We start from the raw sequence: 20,380 nt of genomic DNA, 5'->3' as shown, positions 1-20,380 counted from the left end.
ACCCGGCGGACTGGCTGCTGACGGCGGCTGAGCGGGGGAACCCCTCCACGCGGCTCGACGACCGCCACGAGGGCGGCCGGGCGTGGTCGGACGGCAACCTCGTCGTCCCTCTCGTGCACGGGGCGACGTACTTCCGGGCGTTGTACGACGCGCTGGAGGCGACCGGCCCCGGAGACCTGGTGCTGTTCACGGACTGGCAGGGCGACGCCGACGAGCGGCTCACGGGCGCGCCCGGGAGCGAGGTCGTCGAGGTCCTGGGCCGGGCCGACGAGCGCGGTGTCGCCGTGCACGGGCTCGTGTGGCGCTCGCACCTCGACCAGACCGGGTTCTTCGCCACGGAGAACCGTCACCTCGGCGAGCAGCTGCAGAAGCGGGGCGCCGAGGTGCTGCTCGACATGCGCGTGCGTGCCGGGGGTTCCCACCATCAGAAGTTCGTGGTCATCCGCCACCGGGACGACGCCGCGCGCGACGTGGCCTTCGTCGGGGGCATCGACCTCGCCCACAACCGCCGGGACGACGCCGCGCACGGCGGTGACCCGCAACCCCAGCCGCTCACGCAGGAGTACGGCGCGCACCCGCCGTGGCACGACGTCCAGGTCGCGATCCGGGGGCCGGCCGTGCACGACGTGGAGACCGTCTTCCGCGAGCGCTGGACCGATCCGGCACCGCTGTCACGGGCGCCGTGGCGACGTGCGGCGGACAGGCTCCGGGGGCTCGACAGCGCGCCGAGCCGCCTGCCCGAGCAGTGGCCGCCCCCGCCCCCGGCGGGCTCGCACACCGTGCAGCTGCTGCGCACGTACCCCTCGCTCGGCCGGGGCCGGGACTACCCGTTCGCGCCGGGCGGCGAGCGCAGCGTCGCCCGCGGCGTCCAGAAGGCCCTGCGACGGGCCGAGCAGCTCGTGTACGTCGAGGACCAGTATTTCTGGGGCCACGACGTGGCGCACGTCTTCGAGGAGCAGCTGCGGGCCCGTCCCGAGCTGCACCTGGTCGTCGTGATCCCGATGGTGCCCGACGTCGACGGTCTCAACCGGGTGCCGCAGCTGCTCGGGCGGCACCGCTCGCTCGGCCGTCTCCTGCGCGTCGCGCCGGGCCAGGTGTCGGCCTACGGGCTCGAGAACCACGCCGGCGTCCCGGTCTACGTGCACGCCAAGGTGTGCGTCGTCGACGACACCTGGGCGAGCACCGGCTCGGACAACGTGAGCCGCCGCTCCTGGACCCACGACTCCGAGCTCGCCGCCGTCGTCCTCGACGGGACCTACGCCCGCGACCTGCGGCTCACGCTCGCCGCCGAGCACCTCGACCGGCTCGACGACGTGACCGGCCAGGGGATCGAGGCGGCGATGGCGGACTGCCTCGACCCGCGGCAGATGGTCGACGTGCTCGCCGCCCACGCCCGCCGGCTCGACGAGTGGCACGCGTCGGGCGGGCACGGACCCCGACCCGCCGGCCGGCTGCGCCGGCTTCCTCTGCCCCGGCTCAGCCCGGCCCAGCGCCGTTGGGCGGCGGTGCCGCTCGACTTGCTGCACGACCCCGACGGCCGGCCGGCCGCGCTGCGCAGGTCCGGCGGCTACTGAGCCGCGGCCCTGGCCGTCGCGCCGGCGCGGGACCGGCGACGACGGAGGACGGTCAGTCGGTCGGCTCGGTCGCGGCCGGGTCCTCCACCAGCTCGCCGGGCGCCGAACCGTCGCCGTCGTCCTCGTCCTCGTCCTCGCCCTCGTCGGACGGCGTACCGGCGTGCGCGGCGTCGCCCGAGCCAGCGGGCGCGTCACCCGCGTGCAGCACCTCGGGCGTGACCTCCTGCTCGAGCGTCGGGTACCCGTAGCCGCCTTCCTGCGTCCCTGCGTCCGGGTCCTGCGGTGTGTCGCTCATGGTTGCCCTCCTGCATGCCTGGACCGTCACGGACCGGGTCGGTCCATCGTCGGCGCCCGCACCGCACCCCGCCATCCGGACCGTCGCGGACCTACCGCGGCGGTCGGGCCAAGCGCCAGGTCCGTGTCGGGCGTCCCCAGACGGCACGCGTCGCAGCGTCGGGCGCGAAGCCGCACCGACGGTGCAGGTGGACCGCGGAGGCGCGCTCGTCCTCGAACTCGTTGACGATCTCCGTGGCCGACGTGTCTCGCCAGATGCGCGAGACGAGCTCACGCAGCACGCGCTCGCCCACGCCACGCCCGCGCAGCGCCGGGACGACCATGAGCCCGATCGATGCCGCGCCGTCGACGCCGACCTCGTAGTGAGCGTCACCGACGAGCGTCCCGGTCGCGGCGTCCCGGACGTAGAAGTAGCCCTGCTCGTCAGCCGGACGTGCGAGGCGTTCCACGAAGCGGTCCCACTCGCTCTCCGGCCACGCGATGCAACCGGTGTCGGGGTCGTAGCCCGGCGGACTGCCGCTCCAGCCGGCGTTGTAGGCCATGACGTCAGGGTCCGACATCCACCGCTGGCGCACGAGCAGCTCCGGCCGGGTGGGGACGGAGAACTCGAGCACGCCGCCGACCCTACGTCCAGATCCACCGCGCTCGTCTCCGCTGGGCTCCACCTCGTCACCGTCGACGCCCGGGCTCCCGTTGTCGGGCAGCACCTCGGACCCCGCCCCGGGACGAGCAGCGATGCCGGCCGCTCACCCGCCGGGCGACGGTCACACCGGCCCGGGCGCCGAGCCCCGGACGACGAGGTGGGTCGGCAGGATGATCGGCGTGGGCGTGTCCCCGTCGATGAGCCGGATCAGCATCGTCGCCATCTCGTGGCCCAGCCCGCGGATCGGCTGGCTGACCGTGGTGAGCGGCGGCTCGGTGTGACGCGCGATCTCGAGGTCGTCGAAGCCGACCACGGCGACGTCCTCGGGGATCCGGCGACCGGCGGCCCTGAGGGCGCGCATCGCCCCGGAGGCCATGTAGTCCGAGGCCGCGAAGACGCCGTCGATCTCCGGGTGGGCAGCGAGCAGCCGGGTCATCGCCGCAGCACCGCCCTCGTACGTGAAGTCGGCGTGCTCGACCCAGTCGGCCGGCAGCCTCTCGGCTGCCACGGCGTCGGCGAACCCGTGGTGTCGAGCCACGGACGCCTGCAGGTCCACGGGCCCGACGATCGCGGCGAGGTGGCGTCGCCCTGACCTCAGCAGGTGCTCGGCGGCGAGGCGCGCTCCCCCGCGGTTGTCGACGTCGACGTACCAGCGGGCGTCCGCGTCGAGCGGACGACCGCCGAGCACCACCGGCACGTCGGTCTGGGCCGCCAGGCGGCCCAAGGGGTCGTCCTTGCGCAGGCCCATCAGCATCACACCGTCCGACCGGCGTGACCGCAGCACGCGCGCGAGCCGTTCCCGGCCGCGCTCCGACGACGCGAGCATGAGCGTCAGGTTGAGCTCCGACCGGTCGAGCGCGGCTGCGACGCCCACGAGGACCTGCGAGAAGAACGGGTCGCCGAACAGCGCCGGGTCGTCGTCGGGCAGCGCGAGGACCACCGACCCGGCCGTGCTCGTCGCGAGGGCTCGTGCGGTCGGGTTGGGCACGTAGCCGAGCTCGGCCGCCGCGCGCGCGACGGCCTCACGCTTGGGCGCGCTGACGTTGCGGGAGTTGTTCATGGCCCGCGACGCCACGGATCGCGAGACCCCGGCCCGCTGCGCGACCTCGTCGAGCGTCGCGACCCGGAACGCGCGAGCCGCGCCCGGTCCGGACGACTCCTCGCCGTGGCGGTCGTCAGGACCGGCCGTCGTGGGGTCAGGCATGCGATGAACCCTAACGGCGCGCTCGTCCGGGCCGGTGGGCCTTCGGCGACCGGTCGCGACCGCGTGCCCGGGCGTCCGGTTCGGAGCGACGAATCACCCGATAGGAGGTGAACGTCCGTCCAGGCAGCCGTTGACGTTTCCGTCCCGCGGTGTGGAGAATGACTGGAAATAAGTGGGAGCGGTCCCACTTGCTGGTCAACGACGACTCAGGAGAGACATGCCCCGAACCCGCGCCCCGCTGGGCCGCACGGCCCTCGCAGCGACCGCGACCCTCGCGGTGTCGCTGTCGGTACTCACCCCTGCCCACGCGGCCGATACCGCACCCCCGGCGGCCACGGCGTTCTACGTCGACCCGCACAGCACAACCCTCGAGGCCGCGCAGTCCCTCAAGGGACAGGCACGCGCCGACGCGCAGCTCCTCGGCAGCATCCCGTCCGCGACCTGGTTCACCGGCGGGACCCCGCAGGAGGTGCGCGCCGACGTCGACAAGCTCACCTCCGCAGCCTCGAAGGCCGGCCAGCTGCCCGTCCTCGTCGCCTACAACCTGCCGTTCCGCGACTGCGCGCAGTACTCCGCGGGCGGTGCCGCCGACACCGCGGCCTACGCGGCGTGGATCGACGGCTTCGCCGCCGGCATCGGCAACCGGCAGGCGACGGTCATCCTCGAGCCCGACGGCCTCGGGATCATCCCCCACTACACGAACCTCGACGGCTCGACCGACTGGTGCCAGCCGGCCGAGGCCGACCCCGCGACCGCGCCCGCGAACCGCTTCGCGCAGCTCAACCACGCCGTGGACGCCCTCGCCGCCCTGCCGAACGTCAAGGTCTACCTCGACGGCACGTCGTCGGCGTGGCTGAACGTCGGCGAGATCAGCGACCGCCTGGTCAAGGCCGGTGTGCAGAAGGCCACCGGGTTCTTCCTCAACGCCTCGAACTACCAGTTCACCGAGAACGGCACCGCCTACGGCACGTGGGTCTCGCAGTGCATCGCCTACGCCACCAAGGTCGTCCCCGGCGACTACGCGAGCTGCGGCAACCAGTACTGGAACGGCGGGCCCGCCACCGACTGGCAGGGCACGGGGATGTCGAACTACGGCCGGTGGTCGCCGGACGCGACCGACCCCGCGCTCAACACCTCGGGCGTCGACTCGCGCTACGCCTCGATCCTCGGCGGCGTCCAGCCGACCGCCCGGTTCGTCATCGACACCAGCCGCAACGGCCTGGGTCCGTGGCAGTACCCGGCGAGCGTCTACCCGGCGCACGAGGACTGGTGCAACCCGCCGGACCGCGGGCTCGGCGCCCGCCCCACGACCGCGACCGGTTCGCCGCTCGTCGACGCCTACCTGTGGATCAAGGTGCCCGGCGAGTCCGACGGCCAGTGCTTCCGCGGCACCGCCGGACCGCTCGACCCGGCACGTGGCATCGCCGACCCGGCGGCCGGTCAGTGGTTTACGCAGCAGGCCCGCGAGCTCGTCGCCCTCGCCGTCCCGGCGCTGAGCCCGCTCACCTGCCACGTCAAGGTCGTCGGCACCAACGTCGGCGGGCCGAAGAACCGCGGCTTCATCGCTGCCCTCACGGTCGAGAACCGTGGCACGCAGCGTCTGAGCCCGTGGCACCTGTCCTGGGAGTTCGAGGGCAACCAGCGCGTCCGGACGGTCGTCGGCGGCACGTTCGTCCAGACCGGCAACGCCGTCACGGTGACGGCGCCTCGCGCGCACCCGAGCCTGGCGCCCGGCAAGAAGACCGCGCTGGTGGTCTCCGGCACCGGTGACGCCCAGGCGCCGCTGCAGTTCAGGCTCGACGGTCAGGCCTGCACGTCCTGACGGTCACCGCACGACGAGGGGCCGGATCCCCCCATCCGGCCCCTCGTCATGTGCTCTCACCCCTGCCTCACCAGGGGACCGGGCCCGAGTCGTCGAAGAAGCCACCCGTCGGGCCGTCGTCGGGCAGCGTGGCGAGCTGGATGGCCACCTGGGCGCCCTGCTCGGGCGTGCGCGTCCCGCGGAAGCCGTTGAGGTCCGTCGCGACGTAGCCCGGGCAGGCGGCGTTCATGAGGATGTTCGTGCCCGCGAGCTCCTTCGCGTACTGGACCACCACGGCGTTGAGGAACGTCTTGGACGGCGAGTAGGCCGCGGAGATCGGGCCGGTGTCGTTCCCCGGCGTGCTCTGCAGGGTCAGCGAGCCGACGCTGCTCGACATCTGCACCACCCGGGGCGACGGCGACCGACGCAGCAGAGGCAGGAACGCGTTGGTGACCCGGACGACGCCGATGACGTTCGTCTCGACAGCCTCCCGGATCGTCGCCGGGGCAACCGTGGTGGGCGTCTGCGGCACGCCCCCGGTGATGCCGGCGTTGTTGACGAGCACGTCGAGCCGGCCCTCGCGCTCCTCGACCAGCGCGGCGGCGGCCGCCACGCTCGCATCGTCGGTCACGTCGAGCGGGACGCCGAACGCGTCCACGCCCGCCGCGCGCAGCTTCGCGACGGCGTCGTCCCGGCGCTGCTCGTCACGCGCGCCGACCCCGACCCGCCACCCGAGGGCCCCGAGGCCCGCCGCGATCTCGTATCCGATGCCCTTGTTCGCGCCGGTGACCAGCGCAGTCGTCTTCTCGCTCATGCGATCGATCGTCCGCGCGTCCGCGGCGGACCGTCCAATACCGACTCGGTGCGATCGATACCCGAGAGGTATCGGCCCTGCGGGTCCTCGTTAGGCTGCTCGCCATGGAGACGCGCGAGCTGCGGTACTTCGTCGCCGTCGCGGAGGAGCTGCACTTCGGGCGCGCCGCGGAGCGGCTCGGGATGGCGCAGCCCCCGCTGTCCCGGGCGATCCGGCAGCTCGAGCGACGCCTCGGCGTGGAGCTGCTCGAGCGGACGAGCCGCACCGTCGCCATGACGGCGGCGGGCGAGACGCTCCTGGACGAGGCCCGCGCGGTGCTCGACGCGGTCGAGGCCGCCGAGCGCCGGACCCGACGTGCCGCGCACACCACGACGGGACAGCCGGGGGTGGTCCTCGCCACCAAGGCGGGCGCGTCGACCGAGTTCCTCGCGAAGCTCCTCGCCGCCTACGCCGCCGAGCCGGACGCCGTCCCCGTCGAGGTGATCCTCAGCGGGATCGGCGAGCAGACGCGCGTGCTGCGCGACGGCCGTGCCGACGTCGCGCTCCTGCACCTGCCGTTCGACGACACGGCCGGCTTCGACACCGAGGAGCTCCGCACCGAGCGACAGGTCGTGCTACTGCCCGCCGGGCACCCGCTCGGCGCACGGTCGCACGTCCTCACCGCCGACGTCACGGACCTGCCCGGACTGCCGCTCCCGCGCTGGCCGGAGGCGGACGGCACCTACCGCGACGGGCCCGGCCCGCAGGCCGACAACCACGCGCAGCTGCTCCAGCTCATCGGGCTCGGGCGGGCGTGCGCGATCGTGCCGGAGTCCGGCGGGACGTCCGGGCGCGGCGACGTCGTCGCGGTCCCGGTCCTCGATGCGCCGTCGGTGACCACGGTGATCGCGTGGCCTCCGCACAGCCGGTCCCGGGGCGTCGCCGGGCTGGTCCGGACCGCGACGAGCTTGTGAGCGGCGGCTGTACGCACCGTTGCCGCCTCCGGTGGGACACACTGGGGCGTGACCTCCTCGCGAACGGACCTGATCCCGCTCGGACGTGCGCCCCGCCCCACCACCGGTCCTGACCTCGCCGCCCGGCTGCACGCGGCGCTGGCCGACGAGCTCGGAGGCAGCACCGACACCACCGCCGTCCGTGTCACCGCCCAGGTCGACGGCGCGGACGTGCCTCGGCTCGAGATCGACGCGACCGGGCTGTCCGTCAGCGAGCCGCAGCCGTCGAGGACCCGGTCCGGCCGCCGAGGGGTGCCGGACGGCGAGGCGCTCGAGCGGACGCCCGGGACCATCGCCGTGGCGCTGCTGGAGGCGCACCCGGCGACCGTCGTCGGCGTGCCCGTCGACATCCGCGCGGAGCTCGCGGACGTCCCGTTCTCCTGGGTCACCGGGCGTGACGGCTCGCTCGCCGTCGAGCTCGTGGAGCCCGCCGCGGACGCGCCCGTCACCGGGCACGTGCGGGTGGCCGTCCCGCGGGCCCAGCTCCTGGAGGCGGTCCGCACCCAGGTGGCGGCCGCGGCCTCGGCGCAGGGCGTCACCGTCACCCAGCTCGACGTCGACCTGGTGTCCCGCGGTCCGCGTGCCGTCTCGGTCGTGGCCGACGCGAAGCTGCGCAAGGGCATGCTCTCGGCGTCGGCTCGTGCGAGGGCGACGGCCACCGTCGACGACGACCTCGTGCTCTCCCCGTCGCAGGTCGAGGTCACCAGCGGCAACCCGCTGGTCAGCGCCCTGCTGTCCGTGGTCCGCGGCCGTCTGGACGAGATCTCGCGCCGGCGCGTCGACCTCGCGGCCCAGCTGCCGCCGGGGGTCCGCATCAGCGACGTCCGCCTCGATGTCGGCGACGAGATCGTGCTGACGGTGCACGCCGCGTGAGCGCGAGCCGCGCCGGGCGGCGCGCGCGCCGGTGCGGTGCGCAGGTGACGAAACTCGCCTAGGTCGTCGTCCGCGGTCCGCGCTCCGGTTCCGACGCACCGCCCGTGCCCGCGAGCGCAGGTGTGCGCCCGAACGTCGCAGGCAGCACCAGCGCGACCGCCAGGAGCAGCAGGACGACGTTCTGGGCGTACCCGCCCGGCGGCTGCGGCACGGTCGACGCGACCGACGCGAAGCCGACGAGGGCGCGGGCCACGACGGCTCCTCCCGCGACGGCCGCGACGTGCCGTGGACCCCAGGACGCCGCGCGCGACCATCGCGTCACGAACACGCACACGACCAGCACGATCGCGATCCCGAGCGCCACACCGAGCCACGTCGCGGGGATCGCCTGGTAGGCGTACGCCGCGACGAGGACGACGGCAAGCACGGCCCCCGGCGGCGGCACCCGGCCCCGCGTGGGCGGCGGCAACCGGCGCCGCCCGAACGTGCACGCGACGACCACGAGCGCCGCAGCGACCGCGAGCGCGGCACCGATCTGCGGGGCGGACGCCTGGTCGCTCCCGTCGGCGCGGATGTCGGACCAGACGAGCACGGACGCGAGGGCCCACAGCGCCACCAGCACGACGATCCCCGGTCGGCCGACCCAGGGCTGCCGGCCGGATCGCCGGTCGAACGCCTCGACCAGCGCGATCGGCGCACTGATGCTCCAGACGACGTGCCCGAGCAGGAAGTTGAGCGCGAACGAGCCGGCCACACCGAGCGGGGCGATCAGGGTCGGGGCCAGGTCGTGCTCCCACGACGCGTAGCCGAGGTAGTGCAGGGCGAACAGCGACTGGTCGACCACGCCCGCCTGCACCACACCGAACGCCCCCGCCAGGGCGAGGATGCCCGTCCAGTGCATCCCGGTGCGCGCGGCGACCTCACGGATCACGATCGCGGGCGCCCCATACAGCGGGGCGAGGACCACCAGCCCGCCGACGAGCGCCGCCGCCTGCCCCGTGACCTCGGGGTCGTAGGCCGTCAGGTACTCCGCGCAGACGGGCGCGACGACGAGCAGCAGGAGCGCGAGCAGCCGGCCGCGCGTCCGCGAGGGTCCGTCGGACCCGGTCCGGGGTGCCATCGCTGCATGCTCTCAGCACGCCCGGGCGGATGACCACGCCCGGCCGGCGCGTCTCGCCGAGGCCCGCTGACGAGACCGGGCGGCGCACCCGGCCCGCACCATGTGAATGGATTCGCAAGGGTTCCGCCTCCCGCACGAGCCCGACACGGTGGACCGATCACCCACCGACCGAAGGGGGCACCCGTGTCCGCTCAGCCCACCGCGATCGAGCCCGACTACGCCCCGGAGGGCGCCCCGGCAACGCGCCGGGTCAACAGGCGCGCACGCACGTACGGCACGCTCCTCGTGGTGCTCGGCGTGATCATGCTCGTCGCCGGCGTCGGCGCGTGGGGCGCCGTCGCGCAGGGCCTCGGCCAGGAGAAGGTCGACGTGACCGACACCGCACCGGCGTTCGTCGGGCAGCGCGTCGACGCCCCGTGGGAGGCGTGGGCGCAGTCCGAGGCAATCCGCACCGACCTGCAGCAGATGACCGACGGGCGCACCTACGCCGAGGTCGACCGCGAGGACCCGATCCGGCCCAGCGTCGCGACCGGCACGTTCCTGCGCGCGTCCCTCATGACCTCGGTGATCGCGTTCGGCGTCTCGCTCGCGGTGGTCGGCGTCGGGGTCGGGTTCGTGCTCGGCGGCCTGGGGCTGCGCAGCCTCGCGCGCCGCGACGGCGGCGCCCTGACCGCCTGAGCGTGGGGCGGGACGCCCGCCTCCGGTGCGAACCGGCCGCGCGCAGCGATCGCTGAGAGACTCGATCGCCCCATACCCCTTCGGAGGACCCGATGGCCGAGACGAGTGAGCTTCTCGACGCGAACCTGCTCCAGGTGTTCAACAACCGGGACGGCGCTGCCCGTCGTCGAGCGATCGACGCCGTCTACGCCGAGGACGTCACGTTCATCGACCCGGAGCGCACCGTGACGGGCCGCGCCGCACTCGACGAGCGGGCCGCCGCACTGCTGGCGGGATTCCCGGACGACTTCGAGTTCGTCGCGGACGGGCCACGCTACATCGGCACCTCCACCGGAGCTCTCGCCTGGAGGCTCGGCCCTCCCGGTGCGGCGGCCGTCGCGCGTGGGATCGACGTGATCACCGTCCGCGACGGACGCATCAGCGAGCTGCGCACGATGCTGGCGGGGGAAGACTGACCGACCTCCGGCTCCGGGGCTCAGCGCGCCGGGCCCACCGCGGGTCCTGCGCCTTCCGGCGGCTCGCCGACGACGTCGACGGGCCGCGGCTCGTAGGCGTCCTGCGTGAGGTCGGCGCGCTCGATCCGCGACAGACGGAACCACCGGACCGCGTCGCGGTCCCGCGACCATGCGATCAGGTGCCACCAGCCGCGCGCGTGCGCGAGGAGGATCGGCTCGACGTGGCGGCGCGTGACCTCGCCCGACGCGGCGCGGTAGCGGATCGCGAGGACCCGGTGCCGGCCGAGCGACTCCTCGACCGCGCGCAGCACGCCGGGGTCGGTGGTCGCGTCCGGCCGCGCCGGCGCGTCGAACCACACCCGCCCGGCGAGCTCGGCCGCCCGCCGCCGGTCCGCCGGGCCGAGCGCGTCGAAGACCTTGCCGCGCGCGGCGGCGCCGTCGGCCGAGAACGGGCTGCCGGGCGGCATCGCGGCCAGCGCGACCGCGACGGCGACCGCCTGCGCGGGCGTGAAGTTCACCGGCGGCAGCGTCGCGACGGCGTCGAGCACGTACCCGCCGCCCGGGCCGGCCTGCGCCCAGACCGGCAGGCCCGCCTGCTGGAGCGCGGCGACGTCGCGCTTGATCGTGCGCTCGCTGACCTCGAGCAGACGCGCGAGGCGCGGGCCGGACGTGCCCGCGCGGCCCGCGCGACGCAGCTCCTCCGCGACGGCGTAGAGCCGTTCGGTCCGGTTCACCGTCACCTCCGTGGGCTCGCCGCGCGAGGCGGACTCGTCGGATCATGGTGACAGACCGGTGTCACCGAGCCGGGCGGACGCTGGGGTCATGACGAACACGCAGACCTCGACCACCGCCCCGTCCGGACCAGCCGAGCGCACCAGCACCGTGCACGTCGTCCTCGTCCCCGGCTTCTGGCTCGGCGCCTGGGCGTGGGACCGCGTCCTGCCCGGGCTGCGCGCGGCGGGCCTCGAGCCGCACGCCCTCACCCTGCCGGGGCTCGAAGCGCCAGACGCCGACCGCTCGCAGGTGACGTTCGACGACCACGTGCGCGCGGTGCTCGACGTCGTGGCAGGGCTCGACGGCGACGTGGTGCTCGTCGGGCACAGCGGCGGCGGCATGGTCGTGCAGCACGTGCTCGACCGTGCCGTGGACCGGGTGCGGCGCGTCGTCTACGTCGACTCGGGGCCGCTGAGCGCCGGCAGGGCGATCGACCCGAGCGCGACGGGAGTCGACCACCCGCTGCCGAGCTGGGACGAGCTCGCCGCGCAGGGCAGCAGCATGGAGGGGATGGACGACGAGCTGCGCGCCGAGATCGCGCGTCGCGCCGTTCCCCACCCCGCGCGCGTGGCGAGCGCGGAGGCCGACCCGCGGGACCCGCGACGTCTCAGCGTCCCGGCCACCATCATCTGCACGAGCATCCCCTCGGGTGCGGTGCAGGGCATGTTCGGCTCGGGCGTCATCCCCGCCGAGGTGCCGGACATGACGGACGTCACCTACGTCGACCTGCCGACCGGGCACTGGCCGATGCTGTCCCGCCCCGACGACCTGGCCGCGGCGATCGCGGCCGCGGCGCTCGGGTAGCGCGGGCCACGGCGACCCGCGGCCCCGAAGGACGGGTTCCGCGATCGCCTGCGCTGACGAGCACGCTCACTGCCTCGGTGTGCCCTGGCTCGCCAGGAGCCGGTCGATCGCGGCCTGCAACGCCTGGACGGTCTCGTCCTCGAGCTCGACCTGCTCGGCCTGCCACCGCGGGTCGACGCCCGACATGCCCGCCACGCTGCGCGACTGCTTCGACAGGTTGGCCTTGAACGAGAGCCACTGGAAGTTCAGCGGGGCGCGCGTCACCACGTACATGTTGTCGGGCGTCAGCTGGACGAAGCCCGGCAGGTAGATCTGCCGGGCGATCGGGATGATGTGGTCCGCGGACGCCGCAGACAGCCCGTCCGCCGCCGTGAGGAACGTCCGGTTGGCGTACGCGGGGTCGTCGGCGCCCACCGCGGGGCGCGCCTGGCCGCGCAGGGTCGCGGCGCCGAGCTCGGGCGGGTTGCCGGCCCGCAGCGCGTCGTACAGCGCCCGGGGCGGCGACGACTTGGGCACCCTCCAGTTCTTGCCGACCGGCGGCGCGGCCGGCGGGGTCCAGTCGTTGCCGATCTTGTCCTTCGCCTCCTGCAGCACCTGGCGCGCCTTCTCGGTCGGCGGCTTGAGGTCGACGGTGCTGTTGTCGGTCGCCAGCAGGGCCGCGGCGTCGAGGCAGCTCTGGAGGTTGGCGATCGCCGTCTCCTGGGCCGCGGTCAGCGCCGCGGCCTCCGCGTCGTAGGCGGCGAGGGCGGCGGCCTGGCTCTCGTCGAACACGTTCGGCGTCGCGTTGTGCTGCTCGATCTGCGCCTGGACCGCCTGCAGCGCGGCCTCGAGCGAGGCGCACAGGTCGGCCGCGGCCGCGTGCACCGGCCCGACGGACCGCGTCGCCGGTGCTGCTGAGGCGACGTCCGTCGGAGCCAGCAGCACCAAGAGCGCCACGAGCGCGCCCGCCAGCCGCGATGCACCGCGTCGCCCCCACGTCCCGCGCATCGTCCGGCCCCCTTCGTCGACCCGCGTGGTCCCCGGCCAGCAGTTGGTAGCAGATTGTCGCGCTTCGTGTCGATCTGCTACCAAGGTCCGCGACCAGCGACGGGGACGGCATGACGACGCCACCGCACGAGGGAGACCTGCCCGGGGAGCCGTTCGCCGCCCCGCCCGACGGCCCGGCCGCCGCCGGACCGAGACGCCGGCGGGCGATCGTCGTGGTGGCGGTCGCCGTGGGCGTGCTCGTGGTCGTCGGAGCCGTCGTCGCGCGGGTGCTCGTCGCACGCTCGCACAGCGACGAGGCCCGCATCCGCACCCTCGTGTCGCAGTTCGCCGTGGTCGTCGACGACGAGGACCAGGCCGGCATCCTCGCCCTGATGTGCACGGAGGAGGCCGCGGACATCACGGACGATGACGACTACGACCCGTCGCGCCCGCCGCCCGTCGACCCTCCCCCGCACCGGCCCGTGAGGGTCTCCGACGTGCACGTCGTCGGCGAAGTGGCGAGCGCGCACATCACACGCCCGGACCAGCCCGGGGCGACGCTGTGGTTCCGCAAGGAGGACGGCCGCTGGACCGTGTGCGCGCACGCGCAGGACGACCTGTCGGCGGGTTCGTCGGTCTCGCCGACGCCCTGAGGTCGTCGACGAGCAAGGTCCGGGTGCCGCCGCCGCGTCGCGAGCGTCGAAGCGCTTGAAGCGTTTAGCGCAGGGTCGGAGAGGCATCGCCCTGTGCCACAGTGGCCGCGGTCGCCGTGTTAACGCTCACACGGCGATGTCCCGGTCACCTGGAGACGGTCATGGCGACGACGACGTCGACAAAGGCTCTCGAGTGGGCGCCTCCGCGCGACCCACTCGGGACGACACTGTGCGGCCACCTCCACGCACAGCGTCCAGGGTCCGGTCGAGGCGCCCCGGCACGACCTGGACGTCGACGAGAGGTCGACCTCCGGAGGTGCCGCGTCGAGCGGCGCCCACCAGCGGTGGCAGCTCGTCCGCCTCGGATGACTGACGGCCCCGCGGGAGCTGCTGCGCCGACGTGGTGCACCCGCTCCCGACTGACGAAGAGGGAGATGAACAGGTGAGAAGAACCCCAGGGAACGCGCGGCGGCGCTGGTCCGCGATGCTCCTCGCGCTGGGCGTCGTGGCGGCCGGTGCGGTTGCGGTCGCGGCGGCGCCGGCAGCGACCGCGGCGAGCATCGACACCTCGGCGTCGTACGTGCTCGTCAACCGCAACAGCGGCAAGGCCCTCGACGTCTACGCCAAGTCCACGGCGGACGGCGCCCGCATCACGCAGTGGTCGCGCAACGACGGCACCAACCAGCAGTGGCAGTTCGTCAGCTCCGGCGACGGCTACTACCGGGTCAGGTCCGTGCTGTCCGGCAAGGTCCTGGACATCACCGGCCGCTCCACCGCGGACGGCGCCGGGGTCATCCAGTGGACCGACGCCAGCTCCACCAACCAGCAGTTCTCGATCCAGGACGTCGACGGCTACATCCAGCTCGTCGCCCGCCACTCCGGCAAGGCCGTCGAGGTGCAGGGCGCGTCCACCGCCGACGGTGCGAACGTCGTCCAGTACTCCGACTGGAACGGCACCAACCAGCAGTGGCAGCTCGTCCGCCTCGGCACCACCCCCGACCCCACCCCGACCCCGACGCCGACGGGCGGGTGCTCGCTGCCGTCGACCTACCGGTGGACCTCCTCCGGCCCCCTCGCGCAGCCGAGGTCGGGCTGGACGTCGCTGAAGGACTTCACGAACGTCGTCTACAACGGCAAGCACATCGTGTACGCGTCGAACGTCGTCAACGGCAGCTACGGCTCGATGGCGTTCAGCCCGTTCACGAACTGGTCGGACATGGCCTCCGCGAGCCAGAACGCGCTCCCGTCGGGCACGGTCGCTCCCACGCTGTTCTACTTCGCGCCCAAGAACATCTGGGTGCTGGCCTACCAGTGGGGCCAGTGGCCGTTCATCTACCGGACCTCGAGCGACCCGACGAACGTCAACTCGTGGTCCTCGCCGCAGCCGCTGTTCACGGGCAGCATCTCGGGGTCCGGGACCGGTCCGATTGACCAGACGCTCATCGGTGACGGGCAGAACATGTACCTGTTCTTCGCCGGCGACAACGGCAAGATCTACCGGGCGAGCATGCCGATCGGGAACTTCCCGGGCAGCTTCGGGTCGAGCTACACGACGATCATGAGCGACACCCAGGCCAACCTGTTCGAAGGCGTGGAGGTGTACAAGGTCGCCGGCCAGAACCAGTACCTGATGCTCGTCGAGGCGATGGGCTCCCGCGGGCGGTACTTCCGCTCGTTCACGTCCTCCAGCCTCTCCGGCACGTGGACACCGCAGGCGGCCACCGAGAGCAACCCGTTCGCGGGCAAGGCCAACAGCGGCGCGACGTGGACCAACGACATCAGCCACGGTGACCTGGTCCGGTCCAACCCCGACCAGACCAAGACGATCGACCCGTGCAACCTGCAGCTGCTGTACCAGGGCCGTGACCCCAACGTGAACACCGACTACAACAACCTGCCCTACCGTCCGGGTCTGCTCACCCTCCAGCGGTGACAGCCGGAGGGCAGGGTCCGGCCCGGCGTCACTGACGGGCACGGGACGGCACACCCACGACCGTGGGAGCAGAGGAGGGTGGGCTCGACTCGATCGAGCCCACCCTCGCCCGTCGATCGGGCCACGTGGTTCACACGACTTGACGGACCACCTCGAGCGGTCCCTCCTCGGGCGTCGGCGGCTCGAACCGCTCGAAGTACTCGCGCGCCGTCTGCTCGGTGAGCGGCCAGTCGTCCGCCCACCTCCCGCGTCGGTCACCGACCCGGCTCACGATGGTCTCGAGACTCGTCGCGTTGTCGACGGTCTCCGGCGCGACGCCCTGCGGAGCGAGCGCCGCGTCCAGCCCTTGCGCTCCAGACGCTTCGCGTCGGTGGTCTTGCCGGCACCTCCTGGCCCGCACATCATCACGACGCGGGGTCGCGTCGTCGTGCTCGCCGCCGCCGGCCAGAGGCTACGCTCCGCCACTGACGACACGACCTGCGGTGCCGGAGGAGACCCATGGACTGGTGCGCACGGTGGAACGTGACGCGGTCCGGGCGTCGAACGCCCGACTGCAGACAGCGCACGAGTCGGCAGGGACGGGCGGGCCGATGAACACCCCGGCGATCACCGAGCGCGAGATCACCGCACCGGTGTCGCTGACCCGCGACCGCGGGCGGCTCAACCCGGACGCGGTCGGCTGGACCCGGGCGCCGCTGCACGACACCGACGGGATCGGCACGGGCCTGCGCCTGCTCGGTCGGAACAAGCGGTGGGAGTACTGGGCCGTCACGACCCCCACCCACGTCGTGGCGCTCACGATCTCGGACATCGACTACGCGGCCGTGAACGGGATCTGGGTGCTGGACCGCGAGCGCGGGACCGAGATCAGCCTCGACGCCATCGGCCCGTTCGGCCGCGGTTCCACGCTGCCGGGAACCCTCGCGGCCGGCCCGGCACGCGCCACCTCGAAGGCGTTCCGGATCGCGGTCGACGAGGTCGCGGGCGGCACCCGGCTGCGCGCCGAAGCCGCTCGGGTCAGCATCGACGTCGTCGCCGCGCTCCCGACAGGGCACGAGCGGCTCGGGGTCGTGGTGCCCTGGACGGACCGGCTCTTCCAGTACACGGTCAAGGACGTCGCCCGCCCCGCGACGGGCCGGATCACGGTCGACGGCGTGGACGTCCCGGTCCCGCCCGGCGACGCGTGGGCCACGCTCGACCACGGGCGTGGGCGCTGGCCCTACCGGGTCCACTGGAACTGGGGCGCCGGCTCGGGCCGCGTCGACGGACGGGTCGTCGGCATCCAGGTCGGCGGGAAGTGGACCGACGGGACCGGCTCGGTCGAGAACTCGCTCCTCGTCGGCACCCGGCTGCACAAGATCAGCGAGGAGCTCGTCTGGGACTACGACCCGACCCGCTGGGAGAAGCCCTGGCTGGTCCACGGGGAGCGCGTCGACCTCACGTTCACCCCGGAGTACGTCAAGGAGGTCTCGACGAACCTTGTGGCGATCTCCTCGGCCACCCACCAGGCCTTCGGCACGTGGTCAGGTCGGGTCCAGGACGAGTCCGGGGCCTGGGTCCGCGTGGCCGACGTCTTCGGCTGGGCGGAGGACGTCCGCCAACGCTGGTGAGTCGCGTCAACTGCGGCTCCACCGCTGGTTGCTGCCGCCCGTGCACGTCCAGAGAGCGACCGCGCTGCCGTTGCCGGTCGCCGCACCGGTCACGTCGAGGCACAGCCCGGACTCCACGCCGACCACCGTGCCGTCGCCGTTGAGCCGCCACTGCTGGTTGGCGCCGCCGTTGCACGTCCAGATGGTCACCCGGGTACCGGCGGCGGTGGCGTGGCCGGGCACGTCCAGGCACTTGTTCCCGTAGACCACGAGCTGGCCGTTGGCGGTCGAGGTCCACTGCTGGTTGCTGCCGCCGTTGCAGTCCCAGATCGCGACGGCGGTCCCGTCGGTCTGGCTGGCGTTCGGCACGTCCAGGCACCGGCCGGAGCCGACACCGCGCAGCACGCCGCTCGACCCGCCCGTGCCGCCGGGGCCCGGCGTGACGGTGAGGTTGTCGAACTGGGCGGTCACGCCCTGCCCGGTGGCGTACCCGACCTGGCCGGCGCTCGACGTGTAGTCGGTGACGGTGCCCACCGTCGTGCCGTCGACGGCGGCCGTGATGGTGCCGCCGCTGAACGTCAGCGCGAGCGTGTGCCAGCGCCCGGTGCCGAGCGCCGCGACGGTCCCGCCGGCGAGGGTGCGCGCCCCGCCGCTCGTGGTGTTGCTCCGGATCGACCACGCCCCGCCCGCGTCCACCCGCAGGTAGTAGGCGTTGAGGTTGGCGGGCGCCTGGAACTGGTACGACGCGGCCCGACCGATCAGCTGGGCGTAGCCGCTCCGCTCCAGCAGCACGTCGGACGAGACGGTGTAGTTCGACCAGCTCGTGTCGCCCAGCAGCGTGTACGGCTCGGCGCCCTGGGAGGTCCACTTGATGGGCGCCTGCTCCGACATCTGCCGCACGCACCGCCCGGACCGGGAGCCCCCGCACGCAACGACCTCGAACGAGCCCTCCTGGTCCATCAGGTACTTGGCCTCGCTCGAGACCGCGTAGCCGTCGAACGTGTCGCTGTAGGGCAGGCCCAGCGTTCCCCGCGCAGGACTCGTGGCGGTGCCCTTCCCCTGACCGCTCGTGGTGGTGATGCTGTAGACGCGACCGGGCTGGACGGTCAGCGAGAACCGGCCGCCGGACGGCGTCAGGTCGGCCTGCCGGACGAAGTAGTCGGCGGAGCTGGCGGACCGCACGTTCGTGGACCAGACGTGCACCGTGCCCTGCGAGAGGCCGCCGGCCACGGTGAAGGTCAGCGTCTGCGCGGCGGTGGCGTCCATCGTCTCGACGACCGTGCTCCAGTCGCTCCCGGTGGGTGACCGGAGGGACACATAGCTGCCGTTGCCGCGGTTGCCGCCGATGTACCCGCTGGAGGCGTCGAGATACCGCCACCCGGGCGCCGTGAACTGCGTCGTCTGCGCCATCACCCAGGCGTTCTTGCCGATCGAGTAGTACCCCGACCACGGCTGCGGCGCGGTCGCGACGCCCATGGTCGGCCAGGGCAGGTTCGGCGTGAGGGCGGCGATGATCGGCCAGTTCATGTACGCCGTCATCTTCCCGTCGATGTAGCCGCGGTTGATGCCGCGGGCCACCGCATCGGCGCCGGCGTTGTAGTCGTCCGACCCGTTCTCGCTCGCCCACAGCGGCTTGCCGGTGGCGACGGCGTTGGACGAGCTCGGGCAGCTGGTCTGCGCGCTGCGGTAGCCGCACACGTAGTGCGAGCCGAAGACGGCCAGCGCCTGGGCGATCGACGGGTCGCGCAGCGCCTGGTCGGCGGCGGCCCAGCCGAAGTCGTCGGACGCGACGATCTTCACCGAGCCGTAGCCGCGGGCGTCGAGGGCCGCGCGCAGGTTCTTGTACCAGGTGGCGTTGAACCCCTTCTCGTTCCAGCCGCCCAGGTAGTCGACGGTCAGCCCGTGCGACCGGGCGCAGCCGAGCCAGTCCGTCAGGTACGTGATCGCGTCGTTCGTCCAGAAGTCGGAGCCGATCCAGCCTGGGGCACCCCACGTCAGGCCGACCAGCCGGATCCCGGGGTTGCGTGCCTTGGCCTGCTCGGCCAGCCACCACTCGTACCCCCGGTTGCAGTCGACGACGCCACGCGTGTGCTCGTGGCTCGGCTCGGCGCCCGACGTCGTGTTGGTGTCGCCGCCGATCTCGAGCTTGAGCAGCTGCACCGCAGCGCCGTAGCCGGGCTTGAACAGGTAGTCGAGGATCTGCGTCCGCTGCGGCTCGGGGTAGTCGATGAGCAGCCGGCTGTTGCCGCCGCCCCCGCTGATCGCGCCGACACCGTCGAAGACCCGGCCGCCCGACAAGCCGTCGATCGTGATCGACGCGTCGGCCGAGGCCGTCGGGGCAGCGAGAAGGACCCCGGCGAAGGCGGCCACGAGGGCCATGACGAGCGCCGCTCCGCGTGTCCTCGCGGCCGCGCTGCGAGAGGTGGATCCGACCATGGCTCTCCCCGTCCGGTGCGATCGTCGCCGTCGACGCGGGACGGCCGTGGTGCCGGACCTCGGATGTCCCGTGCCTCTGGGTAGCACCTGGCGGAAGCGCTTCGCCACGGAAGAAACGGTTCAGATGTGAGCGCTCACACGCGGCTGCCGAGCGACCTGTCGAGGCGATTCGCCGGGTCGGGCGTCAGCGCGCCACGGGTGCGAGCAGTCCGTGCACGAGCACGTCGGCGCAGTCGTCGATCACCGGGCCACCGCCCACGACGGCGCTGAACAGCGTCCCGAGCAGCACGAGTGCCGCCCTGTGGGGGTCGAGACCTGCGCGCACCCGGCCGATCGCCTGCTCCGCGGCGAGGTAGTCGGCCAGATGACGGGGTGCCCCCGTGAGCTCGTGCGCGGCAGCGAGCCGGTCGGCGCGCGCCTGGGCCAGCTCGGGGTCGATGAGCATCGCGAGCTCGAGCGGGAGGACGGCTTCCTTCATCGACGCCAGCTGGTGCAGGCACGTCCGGACGTTCTCGAGCACGCTGCCCTGGCCGGCGCGCTCCGGGAGTGCCGCCAGCGCCTGGTCGATGTCGGCGTTCTGGTGCCCGACGGCCGCGGCGAACAGCGTGAGCTTGTCCGGGAAGTGGCGGTAGATGGTCGCCTCGGACACCCCGGCCTCGTCCGCGATCGCACGGGTCGTCGCGCGCGCGTAGCCCTCGCGCGCGGCGACGGTGATCGTCGCCTCGAGCAGGTTGCGGCGGGTGTGCGGTCCGCGGGGCATCGTCGTCCTTCGTCGTC

Annotated in this window: 20 protein-coding genes; 10 read left to right on the top strand and 10 right to left on the bottom strand. The window is 73.4% G+C overall.

The window, feature by feature from the left end:
- Window positions 1-1,574: phospholipase D-like domain-containing protein (locus tag J7523_RS16785; RefSeq protein WP_291889187.1), on the top strand; the 1,574-nt coding region annotated here is incomplete at its 5' end.
- A 52-nt stretch (window positions 1,575-1,626) separates the two neighbouring features.
- Here J7523_RS16785 and J7523_RS16780 read toward each other — a convergent pair.
- The 3 genes from J7523_RS16780 to J7523_RS16770 form a co-directional block, all read right to left on the bottom strand.
- The gene (locus J7523_RS16780; RefSeq protein WP_291889184.1) at window positions 1,627-1,869 is read right to left on the bottom strand and encodes a hypothetical protein; all 243 of its coding nucleotides are present in this window, start codon (window positions 1,867-1,869) and stop codon (window positions 1,627-1,629) included.
- A 91-nt stretch (window positions 1,870-1,960) separates the two neighbouring features.
- Window positions 1,961-2,482 carry a GNAT family N-acetyltransferase gene (locus J7523_RS16775; protein WP_291889183.1) on the bottom strand — a complete coding sequence of 174 codons (522 nt, stop codon included), beginning with the start codon at window positions 2,480-2,482 and terminating at the stop codon, window positions 1,961-1,963.
- A 150-nt stretch (window positions 2,483-2,632) separates the two neighbouring features.
- The gene (locus tag J7523_RS16770; protein WP_291889180.1) at window positions 2,633-3,715 is read right to left on the bottom strand and encodes a LacI family DNA-binding transcriptional regulator; all 1,083 of its coding nucleotides are present in this window, start codon (window positions 3,713-3,715) and stop codon (window positions 2,633-2,635) included.
- A gap of 217 nt (window positions 3,716-3,932) precedes the next feature.
- On the opposite strand from J7523_RS16770, the gene J7523_RS16765 reads away from it, so the two are divergent.
- Window positions 3,933-5,537: a glycoside hydrolase family 6 protein gene (locus tag J7523_RS16765; protein WP_291889178.1), complete on the top strand. Its 1,605-nt coding sequence runs from the start codon at window positions 3,933-3,935 to the stop codon at window positions 5,535-5,537.
- Window positions 5,538-5,604: 67 nt separating this feature from the next.
- Here J7523_RS16765 and J7523_RS16760 read toward each other — a convergent pair whose 3' ends face one another.
- Entirely contained in the window at window positions 5,605-6,330 is a 726-nt protein-coding gene (locus tag J7523_RS16760) for an SDR family oxidoreductase (protein ID WP_291889174.1), read from the bottom strand.
- Between the two features lie 104 nt (window positions 6,331-6,434).
- Here J7523_RS16760 and J7523_RS16755 point away from each other — a divergent pair, with 104 nt between their 5' ends.
- Together J7523_RS16755 and J7523_RS16750 are read left to right on the top strand one after the other, a co-directional pair.
- Window positions 6,435-7,283 carry a LysR family transcriptional regulator gene (locus J7523_RS16755; RefSeq protein ID WP_291889171.1) on the top strand — a complete coding sequence of 283 codons (849 nt, stop codon included), beginning with the start codon at window positions 6,435-6,437 and terminating at the stop codon, window positions 7,281-7,283.
- Window positions 7,284-7,331: 48 nt separating this feature from the next.
- Window positions 7,332-8,195: a hypothetical protein gene (locus J7523_RS16750; protein ID WP_291889168.1), complete on the top strand. Its 864-nt coding sequence runs from the start codon at window positions 7,332-7,334 to the stop codon at window positions 8,193-8,195.
- A gap of 58 nt (window positions 8,196-8,253) precedes the next feature.
- On the opposite strand, the gene J7523_RS16745 is transcribed toward J7523_RS16750, so the two are convergent.
- The gene (locus J7523_RS16745; RefSeq protein ID WP_291889166.1) at window positions 8,254-9,315 is read right to left on the bottom strand and encodes a hypothetical protein; all 1,062 of its coding nucleotides are present in this window, start codon (window positions 9,313-9,315) and stop codon (window positions 8,254-8,256) included.
- Window positions 9,316-9,498: 183 nt separating this feature from the next.
- Here J7523_RS16745 and J7523_RS16740 point away from each other — a divergent pair, with 183 nt between their 5' ends.
- Together J7523_RS16740 and J7523_RS16735 are read left to right on the top strand one after the other, a co-directional pair.
- Window positions 9,499-9,993 carry an aromatic ring-opening dioxygenase LigA gene (locus tag J7523_RS16740; RefSeq protein ID WP_291889163.1) on the top strand — a complete coding sequence of 165 codons (495 nt, stop codon included), beginning with the start codon at window positions 9,499-9,501 and terminating at the stop codon, window positions 9,991-9,993.
- Between the two features lie 92 nt (window positions 9,994-10,085).
- Window positions 10,086-10,448, top strand: coding sequence for a nuclear transport factor 2 family protein (locus J7523_RS16735; RefSeq protein ID WP_291889160.1), 363 nt, complete (start codon window positions 10,086-10,088; stop codon window positions 10,446-10,448).
- 20 nt (window positions 10,449-10,468) lie between these two features.
- On the opposite strand, the gene J7523_RS16730 is transcribed toward J7523_RS16735, so the two are convergent.
- Complete coding sequence (locus J7523_RS16730; RefSeq protein WP_291889158.1) at window positions 10,469-11,182, bottom strand: WYL domain-containing protein; 714 nt, start codon at window positions 11,180-11,182, stop codon at window positions 10,469-10,471.
- Between the two features lie 88 nt (window positions 11,183-11,270).
- Between J7523_RS16730 and J7523_RS16725 the strand changes: the two genes are divergently transcribed.
- Window positions 11,271-12,026: an alpha/beta hydrolase gene (locus J7523_RS16725; RefSeq protein ID WP_291889156.1), complete on the top strand. Its 756-nt coding sequence runs from the start codon at window positions 11,271-11,273 to the stop codon at window positions 12,024-12,026.
- 66 nt (window positions 12,027-12,092) lie between these two features.
- Here J7523_RS16725 and J7523_RS16720 read toward each other — a convergent pair whose 3' ends face one another.
- Complete coding sequence (locus J7523_RS16720) at window positions 12,093-13,013, bottom strand: hypothetical protein (protein WP_291889154.1); 921 nt, start codon at window positions 13,011-13,013, stop codon at window positions 12,093-12,095.
- 110 nt (window positions 13,014-13,123) lie between these two features.
- On the opposite strand from J7523_RS16720, the gene J7523_RS16715 reads away from it, so the two are divergent.
- Together J7523_RS16715 and J7523_RS16710 are read left to right on the top strand one after the other, a co-directional pair.
- A complete protein-coding gene (locus J7523_RS16715) occupies window positions 13,124-13,645 on the top strand; it encodes a hypothetical protein (protein WP_291889152.1) in 522 nt (173 codons plus the stop codon).
- 442 nt (window positions 13,646-14,087) lie between these two features.
- Window positions 14,088-15,578 (top strand): non-reducing end alpha-L-arabinofuranosidase family hydrolase, encoded by a 1,491-nt coding sequence (locus J7523_RS16710; RefSeq protein ID WP_291889149.1) that lies wholly within the window; start codon window positions 14,088-14,090, stop codon window positions 15,576-15,578.
- A 130-nt stretch (window positions 15,579-15,708) separates the two neighbouring features.
- On the opposite strand, the gene J7523_RS16705 is transcribed toward J7523_RS16710, so the two are convergent.
- Window positions 15,709-15,849, bottom strand: a complete 141-nt coding sequence (locus J7523_RS16705) for a hypothetical protein (protein ID WP_291889146.1) — start codon at window positions 15,847-15,849, stop codon at window positions 15,709-15,711.
- 319 nt (window positions 15,850-16,168) lie between these two features.
- Between J7523_RS16705 and J7523_RS16700 the strand changes: the two genes are divergently transcribed.
- Window positions 16,169-17,188: a DUF2804 domain-containing protein gene (locus J7523_RS16700; RefSeq protein WP_291889143.1), complete on the top strand. Its 1,020-nt coding sequence runs from the start codon at window positions 16,169-16,171 to the stop codon at window positions 17,186-17,188.
- A gap of 6 nt (window positions 17,189-17,194) precedes the next feature.
- Here J7523_RS16700 and J7523_RS16695 read toward each other — a convergent pair whose 3' ends face one another.
- Window positions 17,195-19,603: a ricin-type beta-trefoil lectin domain protein gene (locus J7523_RS16695; protein WP_291889141.1), complete on the bottom strand. Its 2,409-nt coding sequence runs from the start codon at window positions 19,601-19,603 to the stop codon at window positions 17,195-17,197.
- A gap of 184 nt (window positions 19,604-19,787) precedes the next feature.
- Window positions 19,788-20,363 (bottom strand): TetR/AcrR family transcriptional regulator, encoded by a 576-nt coding sequence (locus J7523_RS16690; RefSeq protein WP_291889138.1) that lies wholly within the window; start codon window positions 20,361-20,363, stop codon window positions 19,788-19,790.
- Between the last annotated feature and the right edge of the window lie 17 nt (window positions 20,364-20,380).

This window comes from Cellulomonas sp. (genome assembly GCF_017744555.1).
GTDB lineage: Bacteria > Actinomycetota > Actinomycetes > Actinomycetales > Cellulomonadaceae > Cellulomonas.
The sequence above is the reverse complement of the archived record's forward strand: the minus strand, read 5'-3'. Positions and strand labels throughout refer to the sequence as shown.